This window comes from Ruegeria sp. HKCCD6119, from assembly GCF_013110585.1.
In the GTDB taxonomy this organism is placed as follows: Bacteria; Pseudomonadota; Alphaproteobacteria; order Rhodobacterales; family Rhodobacteraceae; genus Ruegeria.
Genome location: NZ_WVQV01000001.1, coordinates 1353850 through 1370459 on the forward strand (window position 1 = coordinate 1353850; position 16610 = coordinate 1370459).

Annotated in this window: 12 protein-coding genes; 4 read left to right on the forward strand and 8 right to left on the reverse strand. The window is 58.1% G+C overall.

Annotation, left to right across the window (positions count from 1 at the left end):
• Positions 1-11: 11 nt before the first annotated feature.
• The 6 genes from GS611_RS06775 to GS611_RS06800 are packed head-to-tail and all read right to left on the reverse strand — an operon-like array spanning position 12 to position 10124.
• Positions 12-2234 carry a geranylgeranyl reductase family protein gene (locus GS611_RS06775; RefSeq protein WP_171633551.1) on the reverse strand — a complete coding sequence of 741 codons (2223 nt, stop codon included), beginning with the start codon at positions 2232-2234 and terminating at the stop codon, positions 12-14.
• Between the two features lies 1 nt (position 2235).
• On the reverse strand, positions 2236-3210 hold the full coding sequence (locus GS611_RS06780; RefSeq protein WP_171633553.1) for a polyprenyl synthetase family protein: 975 nt from the start codon (positions 3208-3210) through the stop codon (positions 2236-2238).
• Entirely contained in the window at positions 3203-3658 is a 456-nt protein-coding gene (locus tag GS611_RS06785) for a hypothetical protein (RefSeq protein ID WP_171633556.1), read from the reverse strand. The genes GS611_RS06780 and GS611_RS06785 overlap by 8 nt, the downstream gene beginning before the upstream one ends.
• A 30-nt stretch (positions 3659-3688) precedes the next feature.
• The gene (locus tag GS611_RS06790) at positions 3689-5086 is read right to left on the reverse strand and encodes a S8 family serine peptidase (protein WP_171633559.1); all 1398 of its coding nucleotides are present in this window, start codon (positions 5084-5086) and stop codon (positions 3689-3691) included.
• Positions 5087-5102: 16 nt separating this feature from the next.
• A complete protein-coding gene (locus GS611_RS06795; RefSeq protein ID WP_171633562.1) occupies positions 5103-9332 on the reverse strand; it encodes a PKD domain-containing protein in 4230 nt (1409 codons plus the stop codon).
• A gap of 48 nt (positions 9333-9380) precedes the next feature.
• Positions 9381-10124 (reverse strand): hypothetical protein, encoded by a 744-nt coding sequence (locus GS611_RS06800; RefSeq protein WP_171633565.1) that lies wholly within the window; start codon positions 10122-10124, stop codon positions 9381-9383.
• Positions 10125-10477: 353 nt separating this feature from the next.
• Between GS611_RS06800 and parE the strand changes: the two genes are divergently transcribed.
• From parE to GS611_RS06815, 3 genes are all read left to right on the forward strand, one after another.
• The gene (parE, locus tag GS611_RS06805) at positions 10478-12436 is read left to right on the forward strand and encodes a DNA topoisomerase IV subunit B (protein ID WP_171633568.1); all 1959 of its coding nucleotides are present in this window, start codon (positions 10478-10480) and stop codon (positions 12434-12436) included.
• A complete protein-coding gene (locus GS611_RS06810) occupies positions 12429-13124 on the forward strand; it encodes a hypothetical protein (RefSeq protein ID WP_171633570.1) in 696 nt (231 codons plus the stop codon). The genes parE and GS611_RS06810 overlap by 8 nt, the downstream gene beginning before the upstream one ends.
• A gap of 360 nt (positions 13125-13484) precedes the next feature.
• The gene (locus tag GS611_RS06815) at positions 13485-14453 is read left to right on the forward strand and encodes a UDP-glucuronic acid decarboxylase family protein (protein WP_171633573.1); all 969 of its coding nucleotides are present in this window, start codon (positions 13485-13487) and stop codon (positions 14451-14453) included.
• Positions 14454-14536: 83 nt separating this feature from the next.
• On the opposite strand, the gene GS611_RS06820 is transcribed toward GS611_RS06815, so the two are convergent.
• Positions 14537-15148, reverse strand: coding sequence for a hypothetical protein (locus tag GS611_RS06820; RefSeq protein ID WP_171633575.1), 612 nt, complete (start codon positions 15146-15148; stop codon positions 14537-14539).
• 144 nt (positions 15149-15292) lie between these two features.
• Between GS611_RS06820 and GS611_RS06825 the strand changes: the two genes are divergently transcribed.
• Positions 15293-15640, forward strand: coding sequence for a hypothetical protein (locus tag GS611_RS06825; protein WP_171633577.1), 348 nt, complete (start codon positions 15293-15295; stop codon positions 15638-15640).
• A 39-nt stretch (positions 15641-15679) separates the two neighbouring features.
• Here GS611_RS06825 and GS611_RS06830 read toward each other — a convergent pair whose 3' ends face one another.
• A complete protein-coding gene (locus GS611_RS06830) occupies positions 15680-16519 on the reverse strand; it encodes a DMT family transporter (protein WP_171633580.1) in 840 nt (279 codons plus the stop codon).
• Between the last annotated feature and the right edge of the window lie 91 nt (positions 16520-16610).

Below are 16610 nucleotides of genomic sequence, written 5' to 3' on the forward strand. Positions count from 1 at the left end.
GGATCGCACTTTTACAGCACGCGGCGTTTTGGGACGTGTCGACTTACCGCGTAACCTGCAAGCGCCGAAAGCGATTTTGCCACGCCGCCCCGTGGCACGGGGCTTAGCGCTGCTATTGCCTGATCGCGGTATTCTTCAGGCAATTTCTGCCTCTTGATATGGCGCGCGGCCGGAGAAAGCTCTGCCAAAAACCGCGCAGGGTCACGGTGACTAAGGAAAGCACGGACTGCCGCGCCCCCGGTTTGCCGCTGGGCTGCCTCGAGAACAGGCACGCTGAACAGGCCGCTCGAGAGGTCTGACGCAAATGGGGTGCTGCCCGGGGGGCGGTCCAGGGCCAGTTCATCCTCGGTCAGCAGGTAAGCCAGGCCAAGATTCTCGCCATAGTCGCGAAGGGCGTCTGACAGATCGTTTTGTTCGGCAAGCATCGCACCGAGTTCACAAGGCAGTCGGAAGAATGCAGCCATGCATTGCCGCATCTGCGCGATACGCTTTTCGACCGCCAGATCCGGTTGCCATGCGGTCCGAAGCTCGGACACCCGGCCTTCACAGGCCGAGGCCATGGCACTCAGGATTGATGGCACCAGATCCGGGCAGTCCCGTGCGCCGACTTCATGCGCCTTCGCCAGAAGATAATCACCTGTGAGTATCCCAAGCTTGTCGCCCCAGTTGGCCTTGGCGTCGGATGTTGCGGCCGCGGCCTCGACCCCTCGAATACCGCTTTGGGCAAGAAACCCCAGATACGCAAGTTCCAGCGCCGTGGCCGCGGCACGACGCCTTTTTGCCTCAACATCACCCAGATAGGACGTCAGCAAAAGCAACAGCGAAGGTCGAAACGCAACCATGTCAGCCCGCTTGCCCGCGAAGGACATGCGCGTCAGAAACGGCCAATCGGTGCGCACGATGTGATTGAGGCGTGCGCCCACATCGCGCAGGTCGTCCCCAAGCGGCATCTCGGGCACGCGTACAAGGGGCGACACGTCATCCAACATGGCGCTTTCCACATCACCGCCCGTGCCTTCAGGCACCAAAACGGCGCGGCGCAGCATGTTGTGGACCGGCTTGTCGCTTTCAAACGTATCGTCCAACACGCGCCAGATGAACTCGTATCGGCGGCTTGCGCGGTTCCCGAGCGTGAAGTACCCGGCAAAGCGATCCCCCAACAAAAGCGCATAGTCGTCTGCCGCCACCCAAGGGCCTGCCCCTGTGCGGAGACATCGATCAGTGGTTTGCGCCGCAAGCGCACCGGATTCCAGCGCAAAGCTAATTCCTTCGCCTGTAAACGGGCTGATAAGACCGGCGGCGTCCCCTACCAGCAACAGACCTGAATGGGCGGCGCGTTCCGGTGCGAAATCGAACCTCAGCGGTGCCCCCAAGGTCGTACCGGACAACTGAATGCCCGAATATTCCGGATAATCCTTTCGGAGCACGTCCAGAAATTGGTCGAACAATGTTCTGACATTGGTGTCAAACGCCCTGCAGAACAGCCCGACACCGACATTTGCAGTTCCCTTCCCCGTTGGGAATGCCCAGCCATAGGACGGCAACAAGTACCGGTCCGTAACATCAGTCAACGGCAGCATTATTTCCAGCAGTGGCGGAGTGTCTCCGCAGCCATCGACATAACCGCGAAGCGCGGTGCCATAGCCTTGTTCCGGTGTTTCCCGCAATCCCGCTGCTTTCGCCAATCGAGACGCGGCCCCGTCTGCGGCGATGACCATGTACCCGGTCAGAACCACTGTCGTGCCATCCTGCATCCGAGCGGTGACACCTGTGACAGTCCCGCTTTCATCCGTTACCAGATCGTCGGCACGGCATTTCGGCAAGAAAGCCGCTCCTTCCGCGCGGGCCTGACGCAAAAGACAGTCATCCAGTATCAAACGGGGTACAACCAGCCCATAGTCGTCTTCGCCCTCGTATCGAAAATCCCGGTGGCCCCTGTTGCGCATATGGACACGCACACCTTCGACCTCCTGTTGATCTGTAAGCGCGGACAGGATGCCGAGGCGTTTCAGCTGAGAGATACCGGACCGGGTGATCCCGTCTCCACAGCTTTTGTCCCGAGGGAAATCCTCACGGTCGATCAGAATGACCTTTCGACCTCTCCGCGTCAGCTCGATGGCGGCAGCGCTGCCGCCGGGCCCCGCACCGACAATGATGGCGTCCCATGTCTCGGCGGCGGCTTCCGCAGGTGTCGCAAGCGGCAGATCCTCGGCAAGAGGGCCGTAACCGTCCATGTCAGGCCCTCCTTTCGACCGAAAGCCGGGCGAGGTTTGCCAGCGAGGCGCGCAGCACATGATCGTCAAGCCCCGAGATGACCGTGACGGCTGCCTCGGATTTGTCCCGCGCCAGCTGTTCCGTGGCTTCAACCGCACCCGAATTGCGAATGATTTCCACAGCACGCGAAACGTCTGCATCCTGCATTTCAGCCAGCCTCAACCTGGCCCGCAATTCATCGGCGGCCTGACCGTTCTGACCCAGGCACAGGAGCACCGGCATCGTATAGGCCCCTTCGCGCAGATCAGAGGCGGACCCCTTTCCAAGCTCGGTGCTGCTTGCAATGTAGTCCAGAACATCGTCGCGCAGCTGAAATGCAAGGCCGAGGCACTTTGAATAGGTGATCAGTGCGTCTCGTTCCTGATCACTTACGTCTGCCAACATCGCCCCCAGCGATGCGGCGAGAACAAACAGCTCGGCCGTCTTGCCCTCGAGCATTTCAAGATGCTCTTCAATGGTCCAACCGGCGTTGTAGGCGTTTTCTGCTTCGCGCAACTGCCCCAGACACAGCGCGGAACAATGTTTGCCAGCCAGCTCAGAGGCTTTGGGGCTGATGGAATCCAACAGGTTTAGTGCACGGGCCAGAATGAATGTTCCGGCGAAGCTGGCGATGGGCGAAGACCAGCGACGGTTCACGCTTTCCGCTCCACGCCGAAGTTCGGCCCGGTCCATGACGTCGTCATGATAGAGCGACGCCACATGGATCATTTCGACAGCCGCCGCCGCCTGAATTGCGCGCTTGCGGCCTTCTGTGTCGGCGAGGCTTCGCGCGGTAAGCAGCAGAAGAATTGGCCGCAACCGTTTCCCGCCAGCGCCGATAAGCCAGTGGGCAATCTCTTCGAAACCCGGCTGGTCCGAGGCGACAGCATTCAACATGGATGCTTCAACCTGGGGTATCGTGGCCCGGACCTGTTCGTCCTGCACCCAGTCAGACATCCGCAATCTTGCGGAACTGCGCCAGCGTCTTCTGCAAACGCTTCGACCTGAGCGCCGCTTCAGAGTTCCTGATGAAACTGTCGTAGCCCTCGTGCAGTGCTGCGGACTCGGCGCGAACAACAATCTCACCACGGTGGAAAGCGTCCATTACGGTCATCCTGCCTTCGGAAATGGCCACGAGAGCTTCCGGTGAGATCGCGCCGACGCCCCGGCCTTTCCCTTTGCGCTTTTGGCTCGGGTTGATGTGAACTTCACCGCTCATCACCGAAACTTCGACCGACCCCATACCAAAAACACCAACCGTTGCACTGGCGCCCTCGTACTGCTTGACCAGTTCAGCATATTCCTTCTTGGCGTCCGCCTTGAAACCCGCCAAAGCATCTTCGGCCAGTTTTTCGACTGCCTTTGCACCCTCTTCCGGCTGCATCCGCTGTTCATAGTCTGCCACGTTCGTATCCTCCGTTCCAGAATTTCCAAATCAGACCGAGCCGACCGCCGCCCGAGCATCCACACGCCCGGCGCCCTGCTGCGTGGTCGGTGCGCCGATATCGACGGCGGTGGCCATGAGAACTGCCTTGATGTCAGCCGGCAGCAGTGTCGGGTTTCGCTGCAACATCAGCGCCGCGACCCCGGCGACATGGGGGCAGGCCATCGAGGTGCCGCTGGCCTCGAGATGAAGCGGATCTATCACCGTCGCGCCGCCATTCATGTCGTTGCCGGTCGCCGATCGCGATGCCACGATATCCACGCCGGGGGCGGTGACATCCGGTTTGTCGCGTCCATCCGGCGTTGGTCCGGGACTGGAGAAACCGGCCATGTTGTCGCTGTCATCGCTTGCGCCGACGGTGATCACGCTCTGCGCAATACCCGGACAGCGAATGCGCGTGTCATAGGTGCCGCAACTGTCATTGCCCTCGTTGCCCGCGGCCACCACAAAGGTCACCCCGGCGGTCGAAGCCGCATCAGCGGCGACACACAAAACGCATGTTCCGTCCGGATCGACCCAATTGCCGTTTCTGTGCGAAAAGCCCCAGGAATTGGAAAGAACATCCATCCCGTCCGCGACGGCCTGTTGGATTGCCGAAACGCAGTTTGGAGCGTTCCCACTGCCAAACTGATCCAGCAGCTTGTAGTCGTGGATAACCGCCCCCGTGGCGACACCACGGAACGTCGCGCCATTGCTGGCGACAACACCCGCACAATGAGTACCGTGCCCGTTCAGGTCGCCCAACCCCTCGCCGGTAAAATCCTGTTGGGTGCCGAAATTTCCGGCAAGTTCGGGATGTGTCTGGTCCACGCCCGTATCCAGAACGGCAACATCCACTTCGGCACCGTTGATCCCGCTGGCTTCCACGACATCGGCATTGATCAGCGGACGACTGTTATCCAGGTCGATCAGGATCTGGTTTTTGCAATGAACCATCTTCAGGACATCGGCGCGCCCCGCGATATCCGTAAGGCGCTGATCATCGGCAAGGACAACCAGACTGTGAGTCAGCCAAAACGACCGTTCGACCTCAATCCCCCGCTCTTCAAAGCTTCGGGCGATTTTGCCCACCACGTCTTCACCATGGCGTCGGTGTTGCATGATTGAACGGCGGCGCTGGCGCCGGTCGAACGCACGGGGCGGGCGATCCGGCGATGCCCTGCCGCTGCGCAGCGAGACCAGCACGCGATGCCGGGGAAGCTGGGCGGTTTCGGTTTGGCCAAGCAGGGCGTTCAGGCGCGCCTCTTTTCGGTTGGCCAAGAGGTCGCGCAAGATAATGCTGTCCATCTTCAAGATGGACTCGCTGCCAAACTCGGCACGAAGCTTCTCGATTTCACGACGTTCCGCTCTTTCGAAGCGATCAACGTGTTCCCGGCTTAACTCGGACATTTCGTGCTCCTTTAGATCATGGTCTTATGGGGTTTTCAGGAATGGCCTGACGTTTGGTGGAATGGGTGATCATCACCACGGAAGGATCGTTGGCCATTGTCGCGATGGCCCCGGGCGAAAGTTCAACGGCAACACTGTCGATCAGCCACAGTTCGGTAATCCCGACACCGCCCAGGCTTTCCAGGGTGCCGACCAGGGGCCGTGTGCGTCGGCGGAAATAATCTTCGCGTGCCTTCGTTTCGGCGCGCCGGAAAGAGGGCGCATTGCCTTCGGTGTCTGGCGCCAAGCGCAATATGACCTGCACCGAGTTCCCATCATCGCCGTCTGTTGCAGCCTTCGCCAATTCCGATCGCAGCTGAGTGTCCAGCTTGCCCCAAGCCGCCTCGGACAGGCCGAACGGATGAGGGCTGTTGGTTTCGGTCAAGGTTCTGTCCTCCGTGGTCGTCCCTGCACTGAACATGGCCGGTGCGACGGCACGGTCGAAGCGCGGATTCACGACAATGCCAGGCCCCGGTTCAGGTTCTGCCGAGGGCGTACTGCGCGGGTGTTCCGGCCGGAAACACAGTTCGATCAACGCCGCTTCCTGCGCGCGCATGGCGAGGGTCACCATACCGCTCGCCTGAACTTCGATAATCTGTACCCCCTGCTGCTGCGTTCCTGTCTGGGTCGTCAGGACATTGCCCGCCGCATCAATTGCGATGATCGTTATGGGCTTTCCGCCAGCAAAGCTCAGCTTGAGGCGGGCCCAATCAGCAACGACCGGCAGATGGGCAAAGACACCGGCGATGGAAAGCAACAGTTTGGGTGTGCCTTGCGGCTGGAACCCGCCAATGATCTGAAGAAGGCTGCCCTTGGTCGGCAGGAACCGCACACCGCCGACGTTCAATACCGGGTGGCGGGAAGGCAGTTTCTGGCCGCGAAAATCAATGCAACGTTCACGCGGGGGAACTTCCGGATCGGGCTTCGGCTGCTCCGGACAATGCGGCTGAATCGCGATGAAAGCGCAATCATCAATATAGCCAAGCGCATCGTTGCGCGGATCATCTCCGCTGAACTCCAGAAATACCGTCACGGCTTCGGCTTCCGCCGTCACGCGACCCCGCAATTGCCGCCAGGCACCGTCCAGATTGCCGGTCCACCATTCCACCCAGGGCGCCCGCGGATCATCACCACCGCGCGGATCCAACCCCAGAGCATAGCCGCCTGCGTCGCCGGCCTCCTTCGCGAACCAACATGAGAACTCATAGTCCCACCCCGGATTCGAACCCAGCGATTGCCACAGGCCGACACGAAGGCCGCGCTGCGCGATGACCCTTTGGGACCTGTCCCCGGTCCGGACGATGCAACCTTCGCAGTCAAAGGCATCGGCGGGGATCGGGGCCAATTGCGGAACGGGATTTCCCTTTCCGGCATGAAAGGCTGCCAAGTCGGTCAGCCATGCATAGGGTGTCCAGAAGCGACCGACATTGCCCGCTGGAAGCGAACGGAAACCATCTTCGAAACCAGGGTTCAGCAAATGCACGACCCGGACGGTCAGGTCATCCTGACCAAAGGCGCCATCGTCATCCATGACGGTACAGATGGCCCGGAAGTCACCACAGTTTTCATAGATATGTGAGGCGGTCGCCGTGCCTTCGGCTGCCGGTGGTTCATTCGTTTCCTCGATCAGGGCCGTGCGGGGTTCACTGCAATCGCCGAAATCCCACTTGGCCGTATGCGTGTCGCACCAGCCGGGATCCCCGAAATCGGCGACAAGCGTGATCGGTGTGCAGACATATGCATAAAGGTCCGGGCCAGCTTCGACTTCGGGCGGAACATTGGTCACGGTGACACGCAAGGTGTCGATGGCCTCGCCCCCGTTGACGTCGCGAATACGCACCGTGACGGTGTATTCGCCATTGTCGCACCAGGCATGGGTCACGGTCGACGTGCCTGTCGCCGCAGGAGGAGCATTGGTTTCAGAAATAACGCCGGGTTTGGGCGCGTGGTGATCACCGAAATACCACATGGACTCGTGGGTGTCGGGGTATTCGACATCTCGGAACCGTGCGACCAGAGTGACCTCTTCGCCCTCCTGCACCGTCAGATCAGGGCCGGCATCCACTGTCGGCGGCACATTTTCGACGGTAACAAGCGAGAAACTGCGACTGCGCGCGCCGCCCGGCTGGTTGATCGTCAGCGCATGTTTTGCAGTGTAGACACCGCTTGCAGCATAGACATGCTGAATCGAGGGCAAGACCGCGGCCGGTGTTCCGTCACCCGGCAACCACTCGTACCCTGCGTCAGGATGTTCATTCGCAGCCGCAAGCGACATGGCCGATGCGGCCGCACCCGACCGTGCACCACCCGAATCCGCCGGGACGACATCCGTGGCTTCGCAACTGCTTATGACAGTGAAATCTCCGGCAATTTCAAGACCGTCGGTATCAATCACGATCGGGTCCGAAAATACCGCTTCGACCCGCCCGATCCTGGCAAGGTTCTCCGGCCAGCCGGTGATACCCGTGACCGTATTGGTAACTTCATCTGACAAGATTTCACTGCCCATGCTTTCGGCAATTCCCCGGACGACAAGGGCCACGATCACAACGACCAATGCACCCAGAATTCCGAAAGCGCCGAATGACAATATCGCGGCGATTGCCGTCAGCACCCAAAGCAGCACGGATTCTTCGGGATCGACATCGCTGTCGATTTCAAAGTGATCCATTTGCTGCCCACCGGTTGGGCCCAGCGAACCGTTCGGCTGCCAGCGCAATCCGACATCATTGAAAAAGTCGGCATCCACATCAATACTGCCCAGGATCGCGTCTACGACCGTCACCTTGCCCGATATTCTGATCGCCCCGGCCCTGAGGCTCACGTCCAGATCGGTCAGCCGGACTTCGCGCCCGTCAGGTGTAAAGGTCTTCGGAAGGTCATCATCCGACAATTCGGCTTCGATGCGCGCCGTTTCAATCGATGCTTCAACCTGGGCCGCGCTGATGGCAATTGCAAAATCCCTGTCAGCAGGGATGAAATTGGCAAGCCCGCCTACGTCACCACCGCCATCATCGTTCAAGGCGATCGCCAGAAACTCGTTTGTCACGCCGACGGTGATACTGTCGACTTCAAACTCTTCGTCCGTTGCCTCTGGCCCCCAGATGTAAACGAAATCGCGGGCCTCAAGATCCTGATGAAAAAAGTCGCCGATGAATTCTTCGATCTCGGCTACTGTCGGGGCCGCAATTGAAATCTCGCCCAGCCCACTGGCCAATTCCTGCCCCCGCGACACCAGTTCGCTGGATATCTGGGCGTCGAGGTCAATCGCGACCAACGGGATCGCCGCCAGTTGATCTCGGTTGTCGATGTAATTGTCACCCTCTGGCCCATATTCCGGACCGGCGGGGTTGATCGCGTCCACGGTAACGATGGCCGCGTTTAAATCCGTCCGGAATTCCGAACCGACCCGATTGAATGGTGCCGTGATGTTGATCCGCGTTTCGATCCCCATGGGATCCTGCGGATTGAAAAAAAGCTGTACCGTCGGCCCAACGACAATGTTGAACATGCGCAGATAGACCGGCAACGAAATTGTTATGTCACCGCCTGACACGGTGGTTTCAATATCGTGCGCCGCGTCCGAGGCGTCGTTGAAGATTTCCGCATGGACATCCGTCGTCAACGCTCCCAAGGCAAATTGCAGCTCGGTCTCATCGATGACATGGGGGATGGAGGGAAAGGCCGGATCGATCGGTCCGCCGGGGCCACCGTTCTCATAGGCTTTGTCCACGAATTCACTTGCGAACAACTCGATATTGGACGCAATCGGATCGCCGCTGGTCAGCGTGGCGGACACCTGGTTGCGAGGCAGGCCATCCAACAGCCATCCCACATCCTGACGCTCGGGAATTAGACCGATCGGCGCAGCCGCAGCAAGATCGGCCGTCATCGTCAGCATTTGCGCCGATGGAACCGGGGGGTTTTCGATTTCGATCTGGATCAGGACACCAAGTCGAATTTCGGCACCGGTGATGTCCGGACGCAAGCTGGCGTCCAACTGGTCTTCGGGAATCTGAACAGACCCGTCAGCGACGACAAAACCGCCAAAGGTTTCACCTGCGGGAACATCCATGAATTCGGGAATGCGGCCTTCATCGCCGGGATCATCGTCGCATTCCGCGGACTTCCACGCCCCCCGAATGACCTTTCGCAGGACCTCTTCTGAGGCTTCGACGACAACTTGGTATCCTCTTGTATTTGCCATCCTGACGTCCTCGGTGTGACGGCGCGAGGAAATCGCGCCCGGGTGTCTTCAAGCAGTGCCGGTGACAACGGCGCGGGGCGTGATATTGACCAGCCTACGTTTCCCGGTTCGCACGGCACGATACAGCGCCTCAGTCGCAAAACGCGGTGTCGATGCATCAAGTTGCCGGTAGGCAAGTAACGGAGAGATGATTTTGTGCGCCTTACCCAGCGCTTCCAGCGGATCAGGAATCTTCACGGGCTCAATCAAACTTGGATCGATCCCGGCGACGGATTTGCCTTTGGCTTTCCCAGGAAACTGGCGCGCGATTTCTGATGCCTTGACCTTGGCCACCTTCACTTTGGAGGTGGAATAGCGCACTTTTCGCATCGGCAAGGACAAGGGAGACAGGTCAGGGCGTTTCGAAGTATCATCGACCAGCTTCAACTCGTCGAAAAGGACCACAGCCAGATCGTGTTCTTGCCCGGGGTCAAATTCATGCCCGGACGCGGCGAAAATCTTTTTTCGCAAACTTTTGCGTTCAACGATCTGTTTCTTGGAAAACCGCGCTCTGTCCTCCAGCTCAAGTCGGCCAGACAGGTCCAATTCGAACCCAAGCTCCTCAAGCGCCAACACGGGGTTAATCAGCGCAGCACGAGCAAGCTCTGGGGTGACATTCAAACGGGCAGCAATATCATGCACTGCTGCTTGAACGTCCTGAAACGTAGCCATAGCAGCCTTCCAATTACGAAATGAACGTAACTCTTGAACGCTTGGAACTGATAGATAGATACTTTGGGAGTCTGCCTTCACGATATATTTTTAAAGCGATTCCGTCAATGAGCCGGAGACGCAGCAAGGCTGACTTCAACCCGATCGCGTAACGTTATTTGTCGCGTCGCTGGTTTTATCGGACGGGGTTATCGTGAATTTTGCGGCCTGGAATACAGGCCCTGACCAACTATCGATAACGCAGTGCGGAACCTTCCCGCGCCATGGCCAGGGGCGGTGGTTTCAAGCAAAACCGCCAATCGTGACGTTCGACGAATTGCCCACGCAATCCGCGGCCCCGCGCCTTCTATCCGTCCACAACACCTCGCGCCCCTCTTCCCCCGGACCACATCACCTGCCATAATGGGGGAAACTCAAAAACAAGAGCAGCACCCATGCCCGACGATCTGTTGACGCCAGAAGCGACCACAACTTATGACGCCTCCTCGATCGAGGTGCTCGAAGGTTTGGAACCGGTCCGCAAGCGACCCGGCATGTATATCGGCGGCACGGATGAGCGCGCTTTGCACCATATGGTCGCCGAGATCCTCGACAACTCGATGGACGAGGCCGTGGCAGGCTATGCCAACCGGATCGAGGTGGAACTGCACGCCGATTACGCCCTGACCGTACGTGACAACGGGCGCGGCATCCCAATCGATCCGCACCCCAAGTTCCCGGACAAATCCGCGCTCGAGGTGATCCTGTGCACATTGCACGCCGGCGGCAAGTTCTCGGGCAAGGCGTATCAGACCTCGGGTGGTCTGCACGGCGTGGGCGCTTCGGTGGTGAACGCGCTGTCGGATTCGATGGTAGTACAGGTGGCGCGTGACAAGACGCTGTTCGAACAACGGTTCTCGCGCGGTGTTCCGCTGGGCCCTGTGGAAAAGGTCGGCGCCGCCCCCAACCGGCGCGGCACGACCGTAACCTTCCACGCGGATGAGGAAATATTTGGCCACCACCGGTTCAAACCGGCACGCCTGTTCAAATCGATCCGGTCCAAGGCCTACCTGTTCTCGGGTGTGGAAATCCGTTGGAAATCAGCCATCGACGACGGTGAAACCCCGACCGAGGCCTCGTTCCACTTTCCCGGCGGCCTGTCGGATTACCTGAAAGAGACGATGAACGGCTCGTCCACCTATGCCGAGCAACCTTTTGCGGGCACCGTCGATTTCAACGAGAAATTCGGCACCCCCGGCAAGGTCGAATGGGCGATCAACTGGACACCGTCGCGTGACGGGTTCATCCAGTCCTATTGTAACACCGTTCCCACCCCCGAAGGCGGCACCCATGTGGCCGGTTTCTGGGCCGCGATCCTCAAGGGGATCAAGGCTTATGGCGAGTTGATCAACAACAAGAAGGCCGCCCAGATCACGCGCGACGACCTGCTGACCGGGGGCTGCGCGCTGGTCTCGTGCTTCATCCGCGAACCGGAATTCGTCGGCCAGACCAAAGACCGCCTTGCCACGGTCGAGGCGCAGCGGCTGGTGGAAAACGCGGTACGCGACCATTTCGACAACTGGCTGGCCGCCGACACGAAATCCGCCGGCGCGATCCTCGACTTCCTGATCCTGCGGGCCGAAGAACGCCTGCGCCGACGGGCCGAGAAGGAAACACAACGCAAGTCCGCCACTAAAAAACTTCGTCTTCCCGGCAAGCTGGTGGACTGTTCCAGTTCAACACGCGAAGGCACCGAACTATTCATCGTCGAGGGCGACTCGGCCGGCGGCTCGGCCAAAATGGGGCGCGACCGCAAAACGCAGGCCCTGCTGCCCTTGCGCGGCAAGATCCTCAACGTGCTGGGCGCGGCCAGTTCGAAACTGGGCACCAATGCCGAGATCAACGACCTGACGCAGGCGCTGGGCGTGGGGCTGGGCAGCAAGTTCAACCTCGACGATCTGCGCTATGACAAGGTCATCATCATGACCGACGCGGATGTGGACGGGGCGCATATCGCGTCCTTGCTGATGACATTCTTCTTTACCCAGATGCGCCCGATGATTGACGCGGGTCACCTGTACCTGGCCTGCCCGCCTTTGTACCGCCTGACCCAGGGTGCCAAACGCGTCTATTGTCTGGACGAGGCCGAGCGCGACGAGTGGCTGAAGAAAGGTCTGGGCGGCAAGGGCAAGATCGACGTGTCCCGCTTCAAGGGTCTGGGCGAGATGGACGCCAAGGACCTGAAAGAGACCACGATGGACCCCAAATCCCGGAAATTGATCCGGGTCACCATCGACGAGGACGAACCCGGCGAGACCGGAGATCTGGTCGAGCGTCTGATGGGGAAAAAACCCGAGCTGCGGTTCCAGTACATTCAGGAGAACGCGCGGTTTGTGGAGGAGCTGGATGTTTGATGGAAAAGTCAAGGACGGAAAAGTTCGTTGGAAGAACCTTAGATGGGATAACTTCGTTTATCTGTTAGATGGCCCCATGACCAAAAGTTTCTTCTTAATACCGGTTTTTGGTTATCTTATTATTTTTAACGACTATTTCATAGAGAGCGCTGATTTTTCCACACTTGTCGGCAACGAAAAAACTACCTTCGTAATTTCCCCCGGTTCACGGGTGCGTTTTGTTTACTTTGGAATGATTTTTGTCGGCATTGCATATGCTATCTATTTGCTGCGAAGACCAAGCGTCATGTCGCGCTCAACCAACCAAGCCGGGTACCTCGAGTTTGCAAAAAGAAACTTCACTTTTAGGAACTATGAGGACATCTATGACGAGATTTGCAAAGAAGGTGCCTATTCAATTTATGGGGAAGATCATTTGGACCAATGGGAAGACTTCAAAATACTCGTAGGAGGTAAGGAATTCGAAAGCTCAAAGAAGGTCTACGGCGATAAAGTGCACTTCACCGAAACACAATCTCGTTTTGAAGGTATGATCAGAGCATTGGTAATTGACTACTATATTAGGGGAGTTCGAAGCCGCAGAAGCTCTCTAATTCTTTGTATTTTTTTAGCCATGGTGGGATACCTTTTGATCATCATACCAAGTGGCGATCTTTTTGCACGTGTGGTCCAAATTACTTTCTTTTGAATGTCGAGGATGGGACTGAAGCCAAGTCCATCAAACGGCCACGTAACAAGGGTAGGATGGGGGGCTCTTACCCATCGAGTTTCCTGCGTTGAGATGGGAGCGAACACCTAGACTAGGTTATCACAAACCTCTCGTTCGGCCCGAGGGTGGGTGCGGAACGCGCCTGCCCTTGGGGGCGGGTCGGGCGCGTGCTTGATGCTTTGCATCAAGCATTGGATGGATGGGAAAACCCACCAACACCAAACACGCCCTCAAAAAACCAAAATCTACTGCAATTCAAATCCCTTCGGTTTACTAATCAGATCAAGACCCAGCTTCCCCGTGACAAGCTGGCTTGGATTTAACGATTAAGGATTTGCAATGGCCCGCCTTTATGACAGTCGAAAACGTGTTCTCGTAACCGGTGGGGCCGGGTTTTTAGGCTCGCATCTGTGCGACCGGCTTCTGGATCAGGGGCATGAGGTTCTGTGCGTCGACAACCTGTTCACCGGCACCAAGCGCAATATCGACCATCTGCACAGCAACCCGCGGTTCGAGTTCATGCGCCATGATGTGACCTTCCCTCTGTTTGTGGAGGTCGACGAGATCTATAACCTCGCCTGCCCGGCCTCACCCGTGCATTATCAGCACGATCCGGTGCAGACGACCAAGACCAGCGTGCATGGCGCGATCAATATGCTGGGTCTGGCGAAACGGCTGAAATGCAAGATCTTTCAGGCCTCGACCTCCGAGGTCTATGGCGACCCGACCATTCATCCGCAGACCGAAGATTATTGGGGCAACGTCAACCCGGTTGGTCCGCGATCCTGCTATGACGAAGGCAAGCGCTGCGCCGAGACCTTATTCTTCGACTATCACCGGCAGATGGGGTTGGAGATCAAGGTCGCCCGAATCTTCAACACCTACGGGCCCAGAATGCACCCCGCCGATGGGCGCGTCGTGTCGAACTTTATTATGCAGGCCCTGACGGGCGAGCCGATCACGATCTTTGGCGACGGTACGCAGACCCGGTCTTTCTGTTACGTGGATGATCTGATCGAAGGGTTCATCCGCCTGATGGAGACCGGCGCGGACGTGACCGGCCCGGTCAATCTGGGCAATCCCAACGAATTCTCGATGAACGAACTTGCCCGCGAAGTGCAGGCCCTTGTGGGGGCCGAGACCCCTGTCAGTTTCAAGGAGTTGCCAGAGGATGACCCGAAACAGCGCCAGCCCGATATCACACTGGCGCGGACCCTGCTAGGCTGGGAACCCAAAGTGCAACTGAAAGAAGGATTGCACGCAACCATCCGGTATTTCCGAGACCTTCAGGCCGAAGTCGAGACCTAGGGCCAAGGCCCGGTTTAAGATCCGGGCACGCCCCCAGCCCCTGTCCTGCCCCGGCGCTTGCAGAACCTTCGCAAGGCACCGCCTTATTCGAAATCTGCCTGATCCAGCAACGTATAGGTGAACTTGTTGCCAAACGCGTCGCGCCCGGCTTCGCATTTCAGCAGAAACTCGGCAAAGTGACGCTGATCGGCGAATACCTGACACCCGGCGGAATAGATCGTATTCGCCGTGTCATCGTCACCGTTGTTTGGCCCCTTGTGCAGATTTATGCCGAACATCCCGCTTTGAGGATTAACAAGGTTCAGGTTTCCATCCCTGTTGTTGTCCCGAAACACGGTAACGTTTCCCAGCCTTTGACACAGCGCCTTGTGGCCTCCGGGCCGGCCTCGTTTATGAATATCGATCTTGTAGCAGGACCGATATTGCCCCGACGCCAGAATGGCCGTCCCATCCGGGTTTATCGGGTTCTTCAGGTAGTGATCGCTGGGATCGGCCGTCATCGGGTAATACGCTATATCCCAAACGCCAAGAAACCGGTGAAACACCGTCATGACATCATCGAATTTCTTGGGTGAAACCGGGTGGGCGCGAATGCCCACTATGTTCAGGTTCCAATCGACAGTTGGGGTGTCGAAAACTACGTAATCCTTTTGGGACATGACATCCATAATCGCTTCCACAGAGGGTCTGAACATCTCTCAATTCTCCTTAAACAATGCGGCCATGTTACCACAGAAGTGACCGACCGTAAAAATCGTCCCCTTGGCTTGTCGCTGAGCGCGTAGGATTTTCGTTGCCTAACCCGTTGATCTCGTTCAAACTTGCTGAAACAAGAAACCATGATTGAGGTCCGGGCGTCCAAACCCTTTTTGATCGACAACAGATTTGCAGGACGAGAGGACGACCTGAAAACACTGACCTATGGGCTGGCCTTTGCTATGCTGGCGACCCAGGCCCCGGCGCAAAAGACGCTCAGCCTGGCATCTCCGATCCCGGACGGAACGGAAACACGGTTTTGCTATTACAAGGGGCTGGCTTTTTCCCCGGATTCCTTCATCGTGATCTCTGGCCACAACACCGTCACAGAAACGATCAACACGCGCGAGGAACGCTTGCTGCGATGCGTAAGCAGCGACAAAGGCACCATGCACTGCAAGCCACAATGCACGTTTCAGGTCGGTCGCTAAGCCAGAGGAATCACTGTCGCCCGAGGCTTTTCCGCCGGATCAGACCGTCATTCCGATCAGGGCGACACCCACGGCCATGAGCACCGCGGCACCCAACCGTCGCGCCCAGTTCCCTTCCTTGAGGAATACGAACCCGATCAGTGCGGCAAAGATGACCGAAGTTTCCCGCAGCGCCGAAACCGCGCCCAACGGTGCGAAATTCTTGGCGTACAGCACCAGACCATAAGCTGTCATCGATACCAGCCCGCCAAGAATGCCGATCATCCATACTTTGGCCGGCAGGTCTTTTAAGGTCGCACGTTTCCGAACCCCGACAAACCCGGCAATGAACAGGTGCAGAAACGCCCCCCATGCCCAATAGCTGAGCGTGTTGCCCGACAGCCGAACACCGATCCCGTCAACAACCGAATAGATCGAAATGCAGAACCCGGTGCCCAGCGCAAACATCAGTGCACTGCGCCCAACGCCCGAGCGCAGAGCTTTCCAACTGCTCAGCTGGATGCCCACGGCAATCAGGGCGATACCTGTCCAGGCCTGAAAAGGCAGCACTTCTCCGACCAGGACCATTGCCCAAAGCGAAACCAGCGCCGGGACAATCCCACGGGCGATGGGGTAGACCACACTCAGATCACCGTGCTGATAGGCTTTACCCAGCATGAAATAATAACCGAAATGCACAACGGTCGAGAGCAGGATGTAAATAAAGCTCTCTGGGTTTGGCAGCGGCAGCAGCATCACCATGACCGCCGCAGGCAGCACTTGACCCAGAGCGACCAAACCCAGCATCGTGGTTCGATCAGCCGCTGTCTTCACGATTGCATTCCACACCGCGTGCAGCAAAGCAGCCGAAAGAATAATAAGGACAACGAACAGGGTCATGTCCGGACCTTTCCCGCAGAGGTTTCGCGCCAAAAGGGTCAACTGCCCTATTCACTTGGCGCCATGTCTGCAAAGGGTGGATTGTTGTCAA